This is a genomic window from Planctomycetaceae bacterium (assembly GCA_021371795.1).
Lineage (GTDB): Bacteria > Planctomycetota > Phycisphaerae > Sedimentisphaerales > UBA12454 > UBA12454.
The window spans coordinates 1-19,012 of record JAJFVK010000013.1; the positions used below are offsets into that span (position 1 = coordinate 1).

16 protein-coding genes are annotated in these 19,012 nt (G+C 44.3%); 8 read left to right on the top strand and 8 right to left on the bottom strand.

What is annotated here, in order from left to right; genetic code table 11:
• Together LLF92_05525 and LLF92_05530 are read right to left on the bottom strand one after the other, a co-directional pair.
• The coding region (locus tag LLF92_05525; GenBank protein ID MCE5340572.1) for a hypothetical protein at positions 1–377 on the bottom strand (377 nt) is incomplete at its 3' end.
• A 297-nt stretch (positions 378–674) separates the two neighbouring features.
• Positions 675–2,288: a beta-N-acetylhexosaminidase gene (locus tag LLF92_05530; protein MCE5340573.1), complete on the bottom strand. Its 1,614-nt coding sequence runs from the start codon at positions 2,286–2,288 to the stop codon at positions 675–677.
• Positions 2,289–2,922: 634 nt separating this feature from the next.
• On the opposite strand from LLF92_05530, the gene LLF92_05535 reads away from it, so the two are divergent.
• Together LLF92_05535 and LLF92_05540 are read left to right on the top strand one after the other, a co-directional pair.
• Positions 2,923–3,234 (top strand): hypothetical protein, encoded by a 312-nt coding sequence (locus LLF92_05535; protein MCE5340574.1) that lies wholly within the window; start codon positions 2,923–2,925, stop codon positions 3,232–3,234.
• An 87-nt stretch (positions 3,235–3,321) separates the two neighbouring features.
• Positions 3,322–4,338: a sugar isomerase gene (locus tag LLF92_05540; protein ID MCE5340575.1), complete on the top strand. Its 1,017-nt coding sequence runs from the start codon at positions 3,322–3,324 to the stop codon at positions 4,336–4,338.
• Between the two features lie 55 nt (positions 4,339–4,393).
• On the opposite strand, the gene LLF92_05545 is transcribed toward LLF92_05540, so the two are convergent.
• Positions 4,394–6,157, bottom strand: coding sequence for a homoserine O-acetyltransferase (locus tag LLF92_05545; GenBank protein ID MCE5340576.1), 1,764 nt, complete (start codon positions 6,155–6,157; stop codon positions 4,394–4,396).
• A gap of 205 nt (positions 6,158–6,362) precedes the next feature.
• Here LLF92_05545 and LLF92_05550 point away from each other — a divergent pair, with 205 nt between their 5' ends.
• The 6 genes from LLF92_05550 to LLF92_05575 are packed head-to-tail and all read left to right on the top strand — an operon-like array spanning position 6,363 to position 11,793.
• The gene (locus LLF92_05550; protein ID MCE5340577.1) at positions 6,363–8,174 is read left to right on the top strand and encodes an NAD(P)H-dependent oxidoreductase subunit E; all 1,812 of its coding nucleotides are present in this window, start codon (positions 6,363–6,365) and stop codon (positions 8,172–8,174) included.
• A gap of 12 nt (positions 8,175–8,186) precedes the next feature.
• Positions 8,187–8,894: a 2Fe-2S iron-sulfur cluster-binding protein gene (locus tag LLF92_05555; protein MCE5340578.1), complete on the top strand. Its 708-nt coding sequence runs from the start codon at positions 8,187–8,189 to the stop codon at positions 8,892–8,894.
• A gap of 46 nt (positions 8,895–8,940) precedes the next feature.
• On the top strand, positions 8,941–9,486 hold the full coding sequence (locus tag LLF92_05560; GenBank protein ID MCE5340579.1) for a hypothetical protein: 546 nt from the start codon (positions 8,941–8,943) through the stop codon (positions 9,484–9,486).
• Between the two features lie 20 nt (positions 9,487–9,506).
• Positions 9,507–10,943, top strand: a complete 1,437-nt coding sequence (locus tag LLF92_05565; GenBank protein MCE5340580.1) for a Ni/Fe hydrogenase subunit alpha — start codon at positions 9,507–9,509, stop codon at positions 10,941–10,943.
• Complete coding sequence (locus tag LLF92_05570) at positions 10,940–11,407, top strand: hydrogenase maturation protease (GenBank protein MCE5340581.1); 468 nt, start codon at positions 10,940–10,942, stop codon at positions 11,405–11,407. The genes LLF92_05565 and LLF92_05570 overlap by 4 nt, the downstream gene beginning before the upstream one ends.
• Before the next feature lie 11 nt (positions 11,408–11,418).
• Positions 11,419–11,793, top strand: coding sequence for a response regulator (locus LLF92_05575; protein ID MCE5340582.1), 375 nt, complete (start codon positions 11,419–11,421; stop codon positions 11,791–11,793).
• A gap of 90 nt (positions 11,794–11,883) precedes the next feature.
• On the opposite strand, the gene LLF92_05580 is transcribed toward LLF92_05575, so the two are convergent.
• From LLF92_05580 to LLF92_05600, 5 genes are read right to left on the bottom strand one after another with little or no spacing between them, the layout of a single operon-like run.
• Positions 11,884–13,845, bottom strand: coding sequence for a helicase (locus LLF92_05580; GenBank protein MCE5340583.1), 1,962 nt, complete (start codon positions 13,843–13,845; stop codon positions 11,884–11,886).
• Positions 13,842–15,308: a hypothetical protein gene (locus LLF92_05585; GenBank protein MCE5340584.1), complete on the bottom strand. Its 1,467-nt coding sequence runs from the start codon at positions 15,306–15,308 to the stop codon at positions 13,842–13,844. Before LLF92_05585 ends, LLF92_05580 begins: the two co-directional genes overlap by 4 nt.
• On the bottom strand, positions 15,305–16,174 hold the full coding sequence (locus LLF92_05590; protein MCE5340585.1) for an NAD(+)/NADH kinase: 870 nt from the start codon (positions 16,172–16,174) through the stop codon (positions 15,305–15,307). Before LLF92_05590 ends, LLF92_05585 begins: the two co-directional genes overlap by 4 nt.
• A gap of 32 nt (positions 16,175–16,206) precedes the next feature.
• The gene (dxs, locus tag LLF92_05595) at positions 16,207–18,087 is read right to left on the bottom strand and encodes a 1-deoxy-D-xylulose-5-phosphate synthase (GenBank protein MCE5340586.1); all 1,881 of its coding nucleotides are present in this window, start codon (positions 18,085–18,087) and stop codon (positions 16,207–16,209) included.
• A 12-nt stretch (positions 18,088–18,099) separates the two neighbouring features.
• Entirely contained in the window at positions 18,100–18,990 is an 891-nt protein-coding gene (locus LLF92_05600; GenBank protein ID MCE5340587.1) for a polyprenyl synthetase family protein, read from the bottom strand.
• Positions 18,991–19,012 lie beyond the last annotated feature (22 nt).

Genomic DNA, 19,012 nt, shown 5'->3' on the forward strand with positions numbered 1-19,012 from the left:
GTGGACTGGTTAGTTATATTCAGGTTAGCACCATTTTCAACATTCATACTTGACGCTTGGCCCCAATATCCTATCCACAAACCTAACGCAGAGGCATCGCTGTCGACAATAGCCATATTATTTGCCGGATCATCACCAGTACCATTCCAGGCGCCGTTCATAATGAAAGCATTGTCGCCGTTGGCGGCAGTCGGTACATAACCAAAAGGTGCCCCGGAGCCATTATGGTCCCACCACGCTGTCGTATCATTCCAATTTAGGGAAGCAGGCGTGGTGCCTAATGTACTCTGGGCATCAAAAAACATTGAATTACCTGCAAAAGACATTGACACTAAACTGAATACAATCAAAATCCCTGTTAGAATTGATTTTGACATTCTGATCCCTCCAATTAAAGTTAGCGCGTCTATTATACGCACTATACTACGTAATGTCAATCAGAAATCTTTGAATTTTATCGCCATATTGCTCATTGTTCGCAGTGTCTGCTTTACTCACTCTCTTTTATAGTGACGGACTGGATACCGGTTCCTGGCGGGATTCGTTTTCGGGGAAATGAACTTTTGATGTCGACTTATACAGGATATATCCGGCTACAGCAGCAACCGCAAGAGAAATAAGTAATGATTGCATGTAAATGCATATTGCGTCTCAACACTGTAAAGGTTTTGAATCTATTCGTTGACATCGGTTAGCGGGCGGAAATTTACATTCAATTTCTTCAGCCGCTCTATATGACATTTTAGTCTCGTGCAAAAATCACTGTAGCTCTTTCTATCTGAAGATGTCCAGTCGACTTCAGCTATGGCACAAGCCCGCGGAAATGTCATATACTCAACATGCTGCTGGGTTGGCATATATTCTGTCCAGACCTGTCCTTCAACACCGAGTATGTGCTTCCGTTCTGATGGTGTAAGCACTTTAGGGACCGGTTCATATGAGTACACTTTTTTCAACGATGTAAATCCAGTCGCAATAGGCTCTTTATTGGGATCACCCTGGTATTTGTCCAGGTACACCTCTGTTGACGGGGCCATTACGACATCACAACCTGACTTGATCGCCTTTATCGTAGGTTCTTCACCAAGATATGTTTCCACTATGGCACCCGAGAGATCGTCATTAAGTATTTGTTCCCAGCCTACAAGTGTTCGATTATTTTTTGTCACAAATGAATACATAGTTCTCGTAAACCATGGCTGTATTTCAGATTCGTTTTTCAGTCCAAGTTCTTTCATACGGATCTGAACTTTCTCGCTATTTTTCCATTGCTCCGTGTCCACTTCGTCCCCGCCGATATGAATGTATTGACCTGGAAACAGATCAAATACTTCCGTAAGTATATCCTGGCAGAACTGAATTGTTTCTTCATCGACATTTAAAATATTTTTGCTTACACCCCATGTTGTCCAGACCGGTACAGCCTGGCCAGTATTGCCGAATTGAGGATATGCCGCCAATGCCGCCTGAAAATGACCCGGCATATCGATTTCCGGAACGATTGTAATATATCTCTGTTTGGCATAGGCAACAATTTCACGAATTTCATCCTGAGTGTAATAGCCGCCATGTAATTTCCCGTCATAAACGTGAGGTTCGGTACTCCAATAGCCGACAATAGTTTCTTTGCGCCAAGCACCGACAGACGTAAGCTTCGGATATTTTTTAATTTCTATGCGCCAGCCCTGGTCATCAGTAAGATGCCAGTGGAATATATTCATTTTGTGCATGGCAAGCAGGTCTATGTATTTCTTTATGAACTCTTTGGGCATAAAATGACGGCTGACATCAAGATTCAAACCCCGCCATTTAAATCGCGGCATATCCTCTATTGCGCAGCAAGGCACCTGAAAATTAAGATTCGTCGCGATCCGACCTGCATAAATTTCGGCCGGAAACAATTGTTTCAAAGTCTGCATACCATAAAAAACGCCTTCAATTGCAGACGATTCGATTAAAATATTATTTTCTTTTACCTCTAATCGGTACCCCTCCCGCCCCAAGGCATTCAACCCGGTATTAATTTTGAATTGTATGCAATTTGTTTCTGATTTCGTCGAACCGAGGGCATCTGGGCTAGTTTCAGCCGAAAGAGATAATGCTTTCCCAAAATCATCAGCAATATTTTTAGTTTCCTGATCTGAGAAAATAACAGTACTTGAGCCGACTTGAAAATAACCAGTCTTTTGCTCAATTTTCAAAGGTGCTGGAATGATGGAAATTACATTTTGACAATAACAAACTGATCCCAGCGATAGCAATGAATACAATACAGCCATTCTGATCATTTTTAGCTCCTTTGAAATCAGGCCCGTTTTAGATGCCCAATAAATTATTTGTAAGCCCATAAATTATAGAATTTGAGACGCTTATGCGATTAACTCCTATTTCGGGAAATACATATTTTGTTTTCAAATATTTACCGTACACGCTGTAAATAGCGGCGGACCCCATTGTCTAATGTAAGTAAAACAACCACCGCGAACATGATATTGCAGGAGTTTTGTTTTGTCAATTGATAAATTAGAAAACATAAAAACTGTTAACAACGACACAAACGGCCCAAGAAGGTATATCCCTTCACAGATTTTGTGGTGTGATTGATGGATATAGTGTTCCTCGATAGGTTGCATTCAAATCCCTTCATCCCAAAATCTTCTGGAAATATTTTCCAGTCAGAAGTTTGATATAAATGAACTCTATGTTCGATGACCTTATAAAATTTGTCAGACAACGCTATTAAAGAAAAATTGTGGAAAGTACGTAAAAAAGTTTAAAGCTCCCGCAACATCTTTCCGATAATTCAATGCGAGGTTAATGACCTTTACGGACAATAATACAGATTTGTAAGTAGAAGGTACGGCCAATAAAAATTTTCAGACTTTTTACCGGCTGTATCTTTTTTCACAGACAGAGACAACAATGACTGACATACATAACAATGATACTGGTGAGAATCTTTATACGACAATGTCTATATTTGTCAGCAAAGCGCCCAAATTAATAAGCTCCATCGAGCAGGCGGTTCAGGCAGAAAACATGATAGACCTGGAAGACCACGCAGCACAATTGATTGTGTACAGCAATAACGCCCGGCTGGAAGGATTTACGCAGCGAATCAAAAATCTGATTATCGCCGCAAGAGAAAGTAAAATCCACATCGCAAAAGAGCACACAAACGACATAAAGCAAGCTTTTGAAAAAATGACAACGCCAGCCGAAATCCCCGTTTAAATTTTAATTCTGACTCACTATAAATACTGTACTTTGCCAGAAAAACGGATATAATCTGCTTTTTAACTTATTTTTTTAGGAGCAAAGATGAACACACAGGAAAAGTATAGTAAATTTGCACTCATACGCGAAATGATGCAAACGCCGGATATTTTGCGCAAGTTCAAACTTCAGGGCACAGATGAAGTTGTGAAAGCCATCAAAACAATCGGCAAATTATTTTTTACAGGTGAAGGCTCAAGCAGAATTTTCCCCGCCAAGAACGCTATGTATTGCGCCAGAAGAGCCGGCTCAAAACTTAATCTCGCGACTGACGGTGCATTGCAGTCCTGTTCTTATGATCTTTCAGACTTTGTTATATTTGGCGCATCCAACAGCGGACAAACAAAAGAAGTCATTAGACTTTTCGACCGTTTAAATCAGATTAACCACAAAAATCTTTTCGCTCTCATCGCAAATAAAAACACCAAACTGGAAACACTTGCGAAGCAAACTTTCATTTTAAGCTGCGAAAAAGAACAGGCTGTTGCCGCGACAAAGAGCGTTGCCGAGCAGGCATTATTTTATCAGGCACTGCTTGCCGCAGTTGACGGAAAGAGCTACGACAAAAAACTGCCGCAGCTTGCGGATGCGTTTAATACCGCTTTGACCATGTCCATCGACCCCAAAATTACCGATGCGGTCGCGAACGCCGGCACAATTTATTTCGCAGGCAAAAACGACGGCGTCGCTGAAGAATTGACTTTAAAAACAAACGAAATCACCCGCAAGAAGAGCGATTTCCTTGAAGGCACTTATGCTGTCCACGGCATCGAAGAAGTAATGAACGCAAATGATGTTGTTATTCTTGTTGACCCGTTCAAGAGCGAGTTTGAGAAAATCCAGCAAACGCTGGTCAACGGCGTCGGCTTAAAAGTCTTCGCGATTTGCGATGAAGAAACCCCCTTCCCGACAATTAAAGTGCCTGATATCGGCGAACTTTCAAGTTACATATATCTGGCTGCCGGCTGGAATATACTGGTGGAAACAGGTATAAGCCTGAATATCAATCTCGACAAACCGCAGCGTGCGAGAAAAGTCGGCAACGAATATATGGGCGGTTAATTGACAATAATTTTAAGTCTAAAAAATGATAAATAAAGCACCTGTAACGGGTGCTTTATTTTTTGCTTGTTAGATAAATCGCCTGTTCAGCGAAAATATTCGGAGCGAATTTCACCGGGCTTCTGCGGTTACCGATAAGCGGTATTTTGACTTCAATTTGCGCGCCGATTTCCTCACAGAATTCATCGAAATCCTTCAGCGACATAAAATGTATGTTAGGAGTATCGTACCATCTGAAAGGAAGCTGCTTTGTACGCGGTGCCCTGCCGCTAAAGAACAGTCCCGCTCGGCATTTCCAATACGCAAAATTCGGAAAACTTACAATCACTTTATCAGCGACTCTTAAAAGCTCTTTGAAAACGATGTGCGGATTCTTGAGCGTCTGCAAAGTTTTTGAAAGAATCGCGTAATCAAAACTTTTATCAGGGTAATGTTGAAGGCCGCGTTCGATATCCCTGTGAATTATATTCAAGCCGGTGCCTGCGCATTGATGAATCATCTTTTCGTCAACTTCAATGCCCTCGGCTTCGATATTCTTATCACGCTGAAGACTCAAAAGCAATATTCCATCGCCGCAGCCGACATCGAGAACGCGAGTATCAGACTTTACGAGCGACTCTATCAGCTCATAATCAACACGCACCCTTTTAATCCTTTCGACGCCTTTTATTGCAGATACAGCCGTTCCATCAAATTCAGGTTCTTCAAAAGTTGTCGAAAGAAATCCGCCGATTTGGCAGCCCAGCGATTCAGGCTCAAGCAGAAACGCGTCGTGGCCGTAAGGCGAAAAAATATTGCAGTAGCTGACCGGCTTTCTTTGAGCGACAAGCGCGTTTACCATTTCTTCAGACTGCCCGGGCGTAAAAAGCCAGTCGCTTGTGAAGCTTATAATCAGGAATCTCGATTTGGTTTTCGCAAAGGCGTTTTCAAGTGAATCGTAATCTCTCACAAGGTCGAAATAGTCCATCGCCTTGGTTATATATAGATAACTGTTTGCGTCAAAGCGTTCGACAAAACTCTGTCCCTGATAAGCAAGATATGTTTCAACAGAAAATTCTGAATTAAAATCAAAACTGTATTTATCAGCACTTTTCAGTTCCCTGCCGAACTTTTCTCTCATACTTTCGTTTGAAAGATATGTAATGTGTCCAATCATTCTGGCAGTTGCCAGACCTTTTACCGGAGGCCTGCCTGCATCAATATCCGCAAGAATGGCATTTCTGCCGACCGCGTCAAAAGCGATTGATTGCGGGCTAAGTCGTGAAGTTGATGCGATAACTATCGCCGATTTCACAACATCCGAGTATTCTATCGCCCACTGCAAAACCTGCATTCCGCCCATCGAACCGCCTACAACACTTAACAACTGCTTAATACCGAGTTTGTCCAAAAGCAGTTTCTGAACTTTCACCATATCCGCGATTGTTATCATTGGAAAGTCGAGATTGTATTGTTTGCCGGTTTTAGGATTGATGCTTGACGGCCCGGTGGTGCCGCTGCAGCTTCCGAGGAAATTGGAGCATATAACATAATATTTATTGGTATCGATGGCTTTGCCGGGCCCTATCATTATATCCCACCAGCCGGGCTTTTTATCGTCATCGCTATAGAAACCAGCCGCATGAGCGCTGCCGCTAAGGGCGTGACAAATCAATACCGCATTATCGCCGGCGGAGTTTAAATTCCCATAGGTTTCATAGGCAACGTCAACAGGACTTAACGTTTTGCCGCTAACCAACTCAAGAGAGTCAGACTCTTCGATGACTCTGATTGTATGAGTCTTGACTATGCCAACCGAATTTTTATCAACTTCTGTCATCTTACGCCTTTTCACAACATTAATGTTTATTGTGAAAATTTCACATTAAATAGCAAAACTATAATTATATATTAAGGCTGATAGTATGCAAATTTTCTTTTTTGTCTCAATTAATTTGTTTTTTGATAGACAACAATGAGCAAAAATAATATACTGTCCGCATCGAACATCACGGGGGATAAAAAAAACAGTTGTGAGGTAACAAATGGACAGAAGTCTACAAACAGAAGTGGAACGAATTTGTAAGGCCTGTGGCAGCGACCGCACAAGAATGATGGATATCGTTCGAGCCGTGCAGGAAAAATATAGCCAGGTCAGCGACGATGCCATCAACCTTATCGCCAAATCAGTCAAATGCAATCGTGTCGAGGTGGAAAGCGTGGTAACATTTTACGCATTTCTCTCCAAACAACCCAAAGGCAAAATAGTAATCCGCGTATGCAATGATATCGTGGATAAAATGTCCGGTCTGGACAGAGTCGCGCAGGCGTTCAAACGCGAACTCGGCATTGATTTCGGCCAGACTACGCCAGACGGCATAACGCTCGAATATACGCCCTGCATTGGAATGTGCGACCAGGCACCGGCGGCGATGGTAAACGATGAGGTAATTACATATCTGTCATCGGACAAGGTAAAAGAGCTTATAGACGATTTACGCAAGCATTACGACCCTGCCAAACTAAAACATCGGCTCGGCGACGGTAATAACGCAAATGAACTTGTACATTCCAGCGTTCACAACGGCGTAAGGAAAAAAGGCAGAGTTATATTTGCCGATTACAAACAGGAAGCCGGCTTGAGAAACGCCTTTGCAATAAGCCCTGTTGAGGTAATTAATGAAGTTAAAAACGCAAGACTTCGCGGCCGCGGCGGCGCCGGTTTCCCGACGGGAATGAAATGGCAGTTCACACGAGCAGCCGAAGGCGATAAAAAATACATCCTCTGCAACGCTGACGAAGGCGAACCGGGCACTTTTAAAGACAGGGTTATCCTGACAGAACGGGCGGATATGCTGTTTGAAGGTATGACTATCGGCGGTTACGCCATAGGTGCCGAAACCGGCATTCTATATCTTCGCGGCGAATATGCTTATTTGCAGAAATTACTCGAAAAAATACTGACTGACCGAAGAAGCAAAAATCTGCTTGGCAAAGACATCCTCGGCAAAAAAGGTTTTAATTTCGATATCACAATTAAAATGGGCGCAGGAGCGTATATATGCGGAGAGGAAACATCATTAATAAGTTCCTGTGAAGGCTTGCGAGGCGACCCGAAAACAAGGCCGCCCTTCCCTGCCCAAAAAGGTTACCTTGGACACCCAACTGCGGTTAATAATGTCGAGACGCTTTGCTGCGTAGCGAGAATTATGGAAATGGGTGCCGCGTGGTTTGCCGAGATTGGCTCAAAAGGAAGCCCAAGCACAAAATTGCTTAGTATTTCCGGCGATTGCAGACTGCCGGGCGTTTACGAATTTCCGTTTGGAATAAAGGTAAGCGACCTGCTCAAGGAAGTCGGCGCAGATGATACGCAGGCGGTTCTCGTCGGCGGCCCCAGCGGTCAGATAATCGGCCCGAACGAATTTCACCGCACAATTTGTTATGACGACCTGGCCACAGGCGGAGCGGTGGTTATATTCGGTCAGGAAAGAAATATGGTTGAAATCGCAAGAGACTATATGGAATTTTTCGTCGAGGAAAGCTGCGGCTATTGCACGCCATGTAGAGTAGGAAACGTGCTGCTGAAAAAATATCTCGATAAAATTCTCGACGGCAAGGGCGAACCGCAGGACCTTGATATGCTCAAGAGCTTAGGCGAAAGCATAAAAGTTACAAGCAGATGCGGACTTGGACAGACATCGCCGAATCCTGTTTTGACTACGCTGAAAAATTTCCGCGGCGTTTACGAAAAGAAAGTCAAAAAATACGCTGACGGCCTGCAGCCGACCTTTGACATCAAAAAGGCGCTGGCGGACGCTGAAGCGATTGCGAACAGAAAATCTGAAATCTACGTATAAAGGATTCTGATAATGAGTAACGAGATAACCTTTTCGATTGATGGCACCATAGTAAAAGGCAAACCCGGCCAGACGATTATGCAGGCCGCTGATGAAGCTGGGATTTACATTCCAAGACTTTGTTATCTTCCTGAACTTACGCCGCACGGAAGCTGCCGCGTTTGCACCGTTATCGTCAACGGCAAACCGCAGACCGCCTGCACGCAGCCGATTACCGAGGGTATGATTGTCGAAAACGACACGCCGGAGTTAAAAGAACACAGGCGTAATCTTGTAGATATGATGTTTATCGAAGGTAATCATTTCTGTATGTTCTGCGAAAGAAGCGGAAACTGCGAACTGCAGGCAATGGCGTACAGGCTTGGAATACTCGCTCCTAAATTTCCATTCTTCTTCCCGGACAAGGCTGTGGACTCATCGCACAAGGATATTTTCCTCGACCTTAACAGGTGCATTCTTTGCGGAAGATGCGTCAACGCGTCAAATGACATCGATAAAAAAGGCGCCTTTGGTTTTGTAGGCAGAGGAATCCACAAAAAAATCGCGGTCAATTCGGAAAAGAATCTGAAAGATACGAATATGGCCGTTACTGATAAAGCCGCGAGTGTGTGCCCGGTCGGAACGATAAACAAAAAAGGCACAGCGTTTGCCACGCCTTACGGCCAAAGAATGTATGATGAAAAACCTATCGGTTCAGATATAGAAGCGAAAAATAAATAAAATTTTAGAGTTCATTCGTGTTAATTCGTGGTTAAAGGGAATATAAATGGCAAAACCTAAAATCGCAACAGCATCGCTGGCAGGCTGTTTTGGCTGTCATATGTCGATTCTTGACATTGACGAACGAATCCTTCAGCTTATTGAGATTGTCGATTTCGACAAATCGCCAATCGATGATATAAAGAAATTCACCGGCCAATGCGCCGTTGGTTTAATTGAGGGCGGCTGCGCAAACGAAGAAAACGTCCACGTCCTGCAGGACTTTCGCAGGCATTGTGATATTCTTATTGCAGTTGGTGATTGCGCGATTAACGGCGACATACCCGCATTGAGAAATAATATTCCGCTCAAGGAATGTCTGGACGAAGCATATCTCAACGGCCCAAGCGTTTTTAATCCTGAAAAAATTATACCCAACGACAAGGAATTGCCGTTGTGCCTGGACAGAGTTTATCCGTGCAGTGAAGTTGTGAAAATAGATTATTCTCTGCCGGGCTGTCCGCCCAACGCTGAAATAATCTGGCAGGCGCTTGTGGCGATTTTGAATAACAAACCGCTTGATTTGCCTTATGAAATAATCAAATACGACTAATCAGTTTTGGAGTATAAAAAGTGAGCACAACCAAAAAAGTCATAATAGAACCGGTAACAAGAGTCGAAGGCCACGGTAAGGTTTCCATTCTTCTTGACGAAAACAACAAAGTCTCACAGGCTCGATTCCACATTGTCGAATTTCGCGGTTTTGAGCGGTTCATTCAGGGCAGACCTTACTGGGAGGTTCCAGTTCTCGTGCAGAGGCTCTGCGGTATATGTCCGGTAAGCCATCATTTGGCTGCGGCAAAGGCAATGGACAAAATCGTCGGCGTTGACAAACTCACTCCGACAGCCGAGAAAATGCGAAGACTGATGCACTACGGACAGATGTTCCAGTCGCACGTGCTGCACTTTTTCCACCTTTGTTCGCCGGATTTACTTTTCGGTTTCGACGCTGACCCGATGATTAGAAATATCATAGGCGTAGCGAAAAAATATCCTGAACTTGCCGTTCAGGGCGTTATGATGAGAAAATATGGTCAGGAAATCATCAAAGCCACCGCAGGCAAAAAAATTCACGGTACAGGCGCGATCCCCGGCGGCATAAATAAAAATCTATCGATTGCGGAACGCGATGTCTTCCTCAAAGATCTTAATCAGATGGTGGAATGGTCTCGCGGCGCTCTTAAAATCGCAAAAAACTATACTGTGGAAAACCTCGAAAAAATCAAGCCTTTCGGCTCATTCGACTCGAACCATTTGAGTCTTATCCGACAGGATGGCGCGATGGATTTATATCACGGCAATCTGCGGGCGATTACCGCCACTGGAGAGAAAATTTTCGACCAGGTCGATTACTCTAAATATCTCGATTACATTGTCGAGGGAGTAAAATCGTGGTCGTATATGAAATTTCCGTTTATTAAATCTATCGGCCCTGAAAAAGGCTGGTATCGCGTCGGCCCGCTGGCAAGAATAAACACGTGCGATTTCATAGATACGCCGGAAGCCGAAGCCGCAAGAAAAGAATTTATGGCTGTTACGAACGGCAAGCCGAACAATATTACAATGGCGTATCACTGGGCCAGAATGATTGAATTGCTGCACTCGATTGAGAAAATCAAAGAACTGCTCAACGATAAAGATTTACAGGGAACAGACCTTGTTGTAAAGGGACATCGCAGAGAAGAAGGCGTCGGCCTTATCGAAGCTCCGCGAGGCACACTGTTCCATCATTATAAAGTCAATGAAAACGATCAGGTCGTTATGGCCAATCTGATTGTATCGACAACGCACAATAATGAGCCAATGAACTCGGCGGTGAGGAAAGTCGCGCAGGATCATATCAGCGGCGTGCCGAAGATTACCGAAGGTCTGCTGAATCATATTGAAGTTGCGATTAGAGCTTACGACCCCTGCCTTTCGTGCGCGACTCACGCGATGGGGCAAATGCCTTTGAAGGTTACGCTTTACGACTATCAGGGCGGCGTAATAGATATGAAAATTAAAGAATGACAGCGGAAATAAAAGTCCTGCTGATAGGATATGGCAATCCGGCAAGGGGCGATGACGGCCTCGGCCCGGCTGTTGCGGAAATTATAGAGCAAAAAAAAATACCGGGCGTTACTGTCGATTCCGATTATCAGTTGACCGTAGAAGATTCCGCACAGGTCGCTGAAAATGACGTTGTTATTTTTGTTGACGCCTCGGTGGATTGTGCCGAGCCGTTCAGTTTCGAGCCTTTGATGGCGAAGGAAAGCAGCGGTTTTTCCAGTCATTCGGTCGAACCGGCTGAAGTGGCAGCTCTGGCCGAAAGTCTTTTTAATTCGCCGGCAAAATGTTTTATGCTTGGCATTCGCGGATATATTTTTGAGCAGTTTAAAGAAGATATGACGGAAAAAGCAAAAAACAATCTTCAAAAAGCTGTCGTTTTTCTGGAAAACCTTTTGGAAACGAAAAATTTTGTTGCTTCTGCTTAAAGGAGATACAAATGCAGGGTAGTCAGTATGTTATTATGATAATCGATGATGATCAGGATTTTATCGCGGCAACGAAAACCGTCCTCGAATCTTCCGGCTATATTGTCAAAGAAGCCAAAAGTGCCGAACAGGGCATTCATACATACAAGAGTATAAAACCGGACTTGATTCTCGTTGACCTGATGATGGAGGAAATCGACTCCGGCACTAATTTCGTCAAGGAATTAACATTGCTCGGCAACAACGCCCCTATTTTTCTTTTGAGCGCAGCCGGTGATGAGATGACTGACGTTGTAGATTATTCGCAGCTTGGTTTTTCAGGCGTATTCCAAAAACCGGTTGAGACCAAACGCCTTTTGAACGTCATCCAGGCAAAGTTGAAATAAAATTTGTTTAGCGGTCGCTGGCATTTTAATCCTCGATTCTTCAGGATTTTTCTGCTTTAAAAAGAAAAATCAGAGAGGACGTAGGCCCGACTAATTTCCGACTATTTCAACTCTACATTTTTCCACCGCGGACAGAAATTCTTTGCCGTAGCTTTTCTGGATAATTCTGCTGTCTAAGACAACGATTATTCCCGTATCGTTTTTGCTGCGGATTAGTCTGCCAAATCCCTGCTTGAATTTTATTATCGCCTGCGGAAGCTGATACGAATAAAACGGATTTTGCCCCTGCGATTTTAAATGCTCGATTCGCCCTTCAATAAGCGGATGGCTCGGAACGGCAAAAGGCAGTTTCGTAATAATCACATTACTCAAAGCCTGCCCCGGCACATCAACACCCTGCCAGAAACTGTCCGTGCCAAACAGGATACATTTTTTGTCTAATCTGAATCGCCTTAAAAGTTCTGTTCTGTCGGTTCTGCTGCCGTGAACAAGAAGTTCAAAGCCGTTTTCACTAAACCAATCAGAAAGCATATCCGCGACAGATTCGAGCATTTGAAAACTTGTAAAAAGAACAAACGCCCTGCCCTGCGTCTGCGTAACATATTTTTTAATTTTCTCGGCAGCATCGGACAGAAACGTCGGAGAATCCGGCGGCGGCATTTCCGATTCGATAAACATTGTTACGTGGTTTTCATAATCGAACGGCGAGCCGAGTTTCAACTGTTCGTATTTTTCAAGCCCTACCCTGCTCGCGAAATAGCCAAATCCGCTTTTTGCCGAATCGCCTCCGCAGCACAAAGTCGCGCTTGTAAGAATTACGGACTCGAATTTGTCAAACATACATCTTTTAATATCAACGCCTGGATTTATCGGTGCGCTTCGCAGAGTAACAGGATTTCTCGATTTTTTGTCGGACACCTCGACCCAATAAACATCAGAATCCTTCGAACACGAAAGAAAATTCTGCAAATCGTCCTGTAATGCCTTTAACATTCCCGCGAAACGCAAAAACTCAAACTGCTCATCCTCATCGTCAGTCTTTTTCGCAAGTGCCGCGACAGAAATCCGAAGCTTTTTAAGCGATGGAGACAGGCAATCCTCGGCAAAATTCTTTTTAATTCGTCCGTTGCCCCTGTTGGATTCAAACCATTTGCGCACAATCTCAAAAAACTTTTTCGCGTCCTTCTCGCAGACTTTCACAAGTTCAATTTCGTCCCCGCTTGAAGTTCCGGCAAGCAGGCCTTTTTTCGTTGAGGGATTATAAAGACTGCTCAAAATAAAATTAACCCGCCATTGGCTTATATCAATGCCAAAATGTTCCTGCGCGACGTTTTCGATATTATGCGCCTCGTCGATTATCATATACTTGTAATCAGGCAGAAGCGAAACACCTTCATCACGCAGCGCAAGGTCGCTGAACAAAATCGCGTGATTTGCAACAATAATATCCGACGTCGCCAGTCGCCTGCGGTTTTTCCAATAGAAACACTTATCGAAATACGCACATTTTCTGGCCTTGCAGTTCCCGTGCTCACTTTTGACCGCATTGAGTACTGCCGCTGACGGCACGAAATCAAGCTCGCTAAACAGCCCCTCTTTAGTTTGCGATGCCCAGACGTTCAAACGCAAAAGCTCGTCCATTGACGCGTCAAAAAGCCCCTGCTGTTTTCGTCTTGCGAACTCAAGTCTTCTCAAACACAAAAAATTATTTCGTCCGCGGGCAAGCGATGCGCTAAAACATCCGCCAAGCGCCTTTGCCAGAAATGGAATATCCTTATTAACAAGCTGTTCCTGAAGCGTGATTGTATAAGTGCTGATTAGTACCTTGCATTTTTCTCTGATTACAGCGTCAATTGCGCAAACAAGATACGCAAAACTTTTGCCAATCCCCGTGCCCGCTTCTACCGCAAGATGATGCTTATCGCCCAGCGATTTCTGAATCGCCTGTGCCATCTGCAGCTGCTGCGGCCTTTGCTCATAATCGGAAAAATATTCCGCTAAAAGTCCCTGTGTGCCGAAAATATTTTCTATATCGAAATTTTTACTTTTCAATTCTTTTCAATCTCTTGTTTGAGAGCTATCACCGCCTGATTATCCGGCAGTTCTTCGGCGGCTGCATTAATCATCTCCACGGCCTGCTGCTGCCTGTCGAGCTGCCTGTAAATATACGCAAGCAAAAATTTCAATTCAGGAGATTCGTTTCTTTCAATCCATTTGTTAACATCCGCGATTCTGTTTTCGAGTCTGTCGTTATCAGTAATCATAGCGTGCAAATCAACTCTGACCTTGACGTACTGCGGAAACATCCTAATCGCCCGCATCAGATAATAAGAACTGCTCATATATTCACCGCTGCCGAACAGCGCGTGCGCTCTGCCGGCGTAAGCAAGCGGATCTGAAGGATTATAAATACTTGCCAGTGTATAAGCATCCGCGGCGCGATAATATTCGCCTTTGTGCAAATATTCTTCAGCAGTTCTCATATAAAAATTGAATTTTGTCTTGGCCTTGGTTGCGAATGTTTTATAAATTTCCTTAAGCGAGTCGGCAGTTTCAGTGTCAATTTTAGAAAGTTCGCTATGCCTTGAATCAGAATCAGCTTCAGTTTCTTCATCAGATTCTTTCTTAGACTTGTCAGCTTCTTCCGCCTTGGCCTCACGAACTTTTTGCTCACTCTGTTCAAGCATCAGTTCATACAGACTCTTTTCTTTGTTTTGCGTGTAACTTTCTTCAGGAACCTGTCCTCGTTTAGTCGGTTCGGAAGGTTCAAAGGTACGTTTTGTCGGCTCAGCACGTTCCGCCGCAGTCGCCTGCGCGTCTTCAGGATTTGCCTGTTCTTTTACTTTTGCTTCTTGTACTTCTTTGTCATTTTTTAGTTCCGATTTTTCTTTCGCTTTTTCTTCGGCACTTATTCTATCCAAAGCCTTAAAAAGTTCTTCTTGTTCCTGCTGACTTGCCAGACCGCGGTTCACAATTTTTTCCAAATCCGCGGGATTACTGTAAGACAACGGCCTGGAAACACTATATTGATACTGCTGTACCTGAACAGAAACATCCTTACTGATTGGGGCCGGCTTAATTTGTTTTATACTATCAGCTTCAAAATCGCCGGTTCCTCCGGTCTTTCTGACAGACGAGTATGTAATAAGACCAGACGAAGTGCCGCGCGGCCTTAAAGAAGCAGCCGTGCGAGTAGTTATATAATACGGTTGCGGCAGAAAAGACTGTTGATTTCCCATATTCACAGGCGCTGACTGCCGCATAAATCTATTGAACGAATCTGTGGCAACCGTAGTGCCGATCTCGTTTTCAGCCCTGTATGGAACGAAGCCGCGAAATTCTTTTCCGCCGCCGACATTGCCCGTGATAACATCATTACCGTTCAAATTAATTGGACTGGGGGATCTTCTAAGGCCGCTTTGAACGCTGCTGACAGGAGCCCTTGTGCTCCTGACAGGACTTTCAACCGCATAGCACATTCCGCAGACAGCAAGAATAATTAATAGCTTTTTCATCTTTTAGCCCTTCCGGTTACTTGATTATATTTAGGTTTTTGTGCCCAGTTCAATTTCCCCGCCAGCGTATCCCACTGCGTCTGAAGCGGGTTACTAACAACAAGGAATTTGCCTTTATGTTTTTCTATTGTAATCACATCGTCAAGTTCAAGAGAGCATAATATATGTCCGTCGAGAAGCACTGTTGTACCTTTGTTGATTCGCTGCGGATAGATATTAAGTTTCTTCTCGGCGTCGATCACGATTGGCCTGAAACTCAAGGTATGCGGACATATCGGAGTTATTACCAGCGCCGACAAACGTGCGGATAATATAGGCCCGCCCGCTGATAAATTATACGCTGTCGAGCCGGTAGGCGTTGATACTATAACGCCGTCGCCGATGCAGTCTGCAAGGCTCTGTCCCTGTACCATCATTTTCAGCCCGACCATATTGAATTTCTGTCCGGCCGTAATCACTATTTCATTTATCGCTGTGGAAACAATTTTCTCTTTATTTTTTCTGTTTATAGTACATTTGAGGACCATTCTTTTCTCAACCAGCTTTTTATCTGACACCAGTCTGTAGAAAAGTTTCTTCACCTGTTCGAGACTGAACTCCGCCAGAAAACCGAGCCGGCCGACATTGATGCCGACGACCGGAATATTATTTTCGCTAAGCTCGCGTGCGGCCGAAAGAATAGTTCCGTCGCCGCCGAAAACAAAAGCATAATCCGTGTCTTCCAGCACATCCTGAAAACAATCTCCGCAAAAACAGTTGGCCAGTATTTTAGCTTTTCCTTCTGCGAACTTCGCAAATTTCTGGATTGTCTCCGCAACATTTTCGCGTCTTTTATCGCCAAAAATTATGATTTTAGGTTTTCTCATAGTCTTGTCATTCCCGCACAAGCGGAAACCCATTAATTCGTGGTCAAATCTTTAACTGCTCTTATTATGTTTTCAGCACCGATACCAACGCTTTTAATTTGATTTTCTCTTTTATCTATTCCTACGAACTGGTCGCTGATTCCAAGTGTTTTGATTTTGTCAGTTCTCGCACCGGCACTTGCTGCCGCTTCAAGCACTGCCGCTCCGAATCCACAGGCCGTATAATGATCTTCAACTGTTATAATAGTATTATCGGCATTTAATAGCGAAATAATTTTATCATCTAATGGCTTGGCAAACCTCGCATTTATCACCGTAACATCGATATTATCGGCCTTTAATGCATCCGCCGCTTCCAACGCCTCAAAAACAATACTGCCGTAAGCGACAATTGCGATTTTGCTCTTTCCTTCTTTGAGAACAAGACTCTTGCCAAACTCATAGGGCTCTGAAAAAACTTTCGACAAAATATCGTCCTGCACATCCTCTTTCGGATACCTGACAGCCACGGGTTTGTCGCAATCTTTGGCGAATTTCAACGCAAGCTCCATTTCAATTCCATTTGCCGGAGCAATCAGAACCATATTCGGCATCATCCGCAAAAAACCTATATCCATCAGGCCGTGATGAGTAGGTCCGTCAGTTCCTACAAGCCCCGCCCTGTCGATACAGAAAATCACCGGCAGATTCTGCAATGAAACTTCCTGAAATATCTGGTCGAAACTTCTTTGCAGGAAAGTCGAATAAATGCACACAAACGGCTTCAAACCCATTTTTGCCTGCCCTGCGGCGATATCGACTGCAACAGACTCGGCAATGCCTACATCATAATAACGCGATGCAAATTTTTGCCTGAACTTGACAAGTCCTGTGCCGTCCGGCATCGCGGCTGTGATTGCGATTACTCGTTCGTCGTCTTTCGCAAGTTTTACAATAGCGTCAGAAAAAGCACTCGTAAAATTTTCCCCGCCTGACGAAACAATTTCCACTTCGCCGTTAATTTTGAACGGACCTGTCGAATGGAATTTTGTCGGGTTGTCATCGGCGGGAGTAAACCCCTTTCCCTTTTTCGTATAAACGTGCAGAACTGCGGGCCTGTTCAAATGCGACATCGCTTTAAAAAGCTCTATCAGCGAAGCGATATCGTGCCCGTCAACAGGGCCGAAATACGGAACATTTAAACTTTCAAACAGCCTGCTCGGCGTTATCGCCATACGGAGCGTCTGCTTGAACGACTCCAAAGCGCCTTCCATTTTCTTGCCGACCACCGGAAGATGCTCAAGAATCCGGGCTGTTGTGCTTCGCAAATCTTCATATTTATGGCTCAAACGCACCTTAGACAGAAATCTTGCGATAGCGCCCTGCGAAACATCGATAGCCATTGAATTATCGTTAAGAACTACAAGCAATTGCCTTTTCACAAGGCCGAGATTATTAAGAGCTTCAAAATTAGCGCCATTGACAATGCTCGCATCGCCGACAAAAGCAACTATCTTATCGTTAGTTTTAAGTTTCTCACAAGCCAGAGCCAGGCCGAGTGCGGTTGGTATTGATGTGCCCGCATGCCCGACAGAAAACTGGTCGTATTCGCTTTCCGATGGCGATGGAAATCCGCTGATTCCGTCTTTCTGCCGCAGTTTAGCAAACTGGTCTTTTCTGCCGGTCAGAATTTTATGAGCGTAGCATTGATGCCCGACATCCCAGACGAGTTTATCTTTGGTGAAATCGAAAACGTAGTGCATCGCGATTGTCAATTCGATTGCGCCAAGATTGCTGGCAAGATGTCCGCCGCATTTGCTGACGGAATAGGTAATAAAATGACAAATCTCCGAAGCAAGTTTGTTAAGCTGCGGAATAGTCAGAGTCCTCAAGTCTTGAGGATAATTTATTTTATCGAGAAATTCATATTGCATACACTGCATATTTTATTTTGTCCTGTGAATAATTTCGTAAGCAAGCGATTTTAAAGTTTGTGCTTTCTCGCCAAAAGATGATAAATTCTCAATCGCCTGGTTTATAATATTTTCTGCGTGTTTGCGGGATTCTTCCAAACCGAACAAAGCCGGATAAGTAACCTTGCCCTGCTTTGCGTCTTTTCCCGCTGTCTTACCGAGCGTCTTCGTATCTGAAACAACATCGAGAATGTCGTCGGCCACCTGAAACGCCAGCCCCAGATTCAGTCCGAATTGTGAGAGACATTTTTTTTGTTCTTCATCAGCGCTGCCTGCGATTGCGCCAAGACGAGCCGACGCCTGAAACATTTTCGCGGTTTTATTAATATGAATCAGCGATAATTTATCAGCGTTTGGTTTTGAGTTTTCCGCAATGATGTCGTCCATCTGCCCGGCTATCATTCCCGCCGGCCCCGCAGCCTGTGCCAATATTTTTGCCATCTCAACCGCTTTTTGCGATGTGCTGATATCTTCCGCCAGAACTTCAAACGCCATAGTCAAAAGCGAATCGCCTGCCAGAATCGCCGTCGCTTCATCGAACGCCTTATGACAACTGGCTCTGCCTCTGCGAAAATCGTCATCGTCCATCGCCGGCAAATCGTCATGTACCAGCGAATAGGTATGAATCATTTCGATTGCAGCCGCCGCATTTAAAGCGTCGTCATTACATTTACCGCCGACAAGCTCGCAGCACCAAAGCACAATCGCCGCCCTGACCCGTTTGCCAGGCGCAGCAAGTACATATTTTATCGCTTCAGCAAGTCTTGCCGGAATGCCGTTCCATTGGCCAAGTATTGCTTCAATTCTGCCGTTAGCCAAATCAGCTTTTTCAGAAACCGCCTTTTTAATATCTACCTGTAACATCTTTATTTATCGTAATCGTGTC

Coding starts and splice junctions, on each gene's coding strand:
- LLF92_05530 (MCE5340573.1), bottom strand. CDS start 2,288: ATGATCAGAATGGCTGTATTGTATTCATTGCTATCGCTGGGATCAGTT.
- LLF92_05535 (MCE5340574.1), top strand. CDS start 2,923: ATGACTGACATACATAACAATGATACTGGTGAGAATCTTTATACGACA.
- LLF92_05540 (MCE5340575.1), top strand. CDS start 3,322: ATGAACACACAGGAAAAGTATAGTAAATTTGCACTCATACGCGAAATG.
- LLF92_05545 (MCE5340576.1), bottom strand. CDS start 6,157: ATGACAGAAGTTGATAAAAATTCGGTTGGCATAGTCAAGACTCATACA.
- LLF92_05550 (MCE5340577.1), top strand. CDS start 6,363: ATGGACAGAAGTCTACAAACAGAAGTGGAACGAATTTGTAAGGCCTGT.
- LLF92_05555 (MCE5340578.1), top strand. CDS start 8,187: ATGAGTAACGAGATAACCTTTTCGATTGATGGCACCATAGTAAAAGGC.
- LLF92_05560 (MCE5340579.1), top strand. CDS start 8,941: ATGGCAAAACCTAAAATCGCAACAGCATCGCTGGCAGGCTGTTTTGGC.
- LLF92_05570 (MCE5340581.1), top strand. CDS start 10,940: ATGACAGCGGAAATAAAAGTCCTGCTGATAGGATATGGCAATCCGGCA.
- LLF92_05575 (MCE5340582.1), top strand. CDS start 11,419: ATGCAGGGTAGTCAGTATGTTATTATGATAATCGATGATGATCAGGAT.
- LLF92_05585 (MCE5340584.1), bottom strand. CDS start 15,308: ATGAAAAAGCTATTAATTATTCTTGCTGTCTGCGGAATGTGCTATGCG.
- LLF92_05590 (MCE5340585.1), bottom strand. CDS start 16,174: ATGAGAAAACCTAAAATCATAATTTTTGGCGATAAAAGACGCGAAAAT.
- dxs (MCE5340586.1), bottom strand. CDS start 18,087: ATGCAATATGAATTTCTCGATAAAATAAATTATCCTCAAGACTTGAGG.
- LLF92_05600 (MCE5340587.1), bottom strand. CDS start 18,990: ATGTTACAGGTAGATATTAAAAAGGCGGTTTCTGAAAAAGCTGATTTG.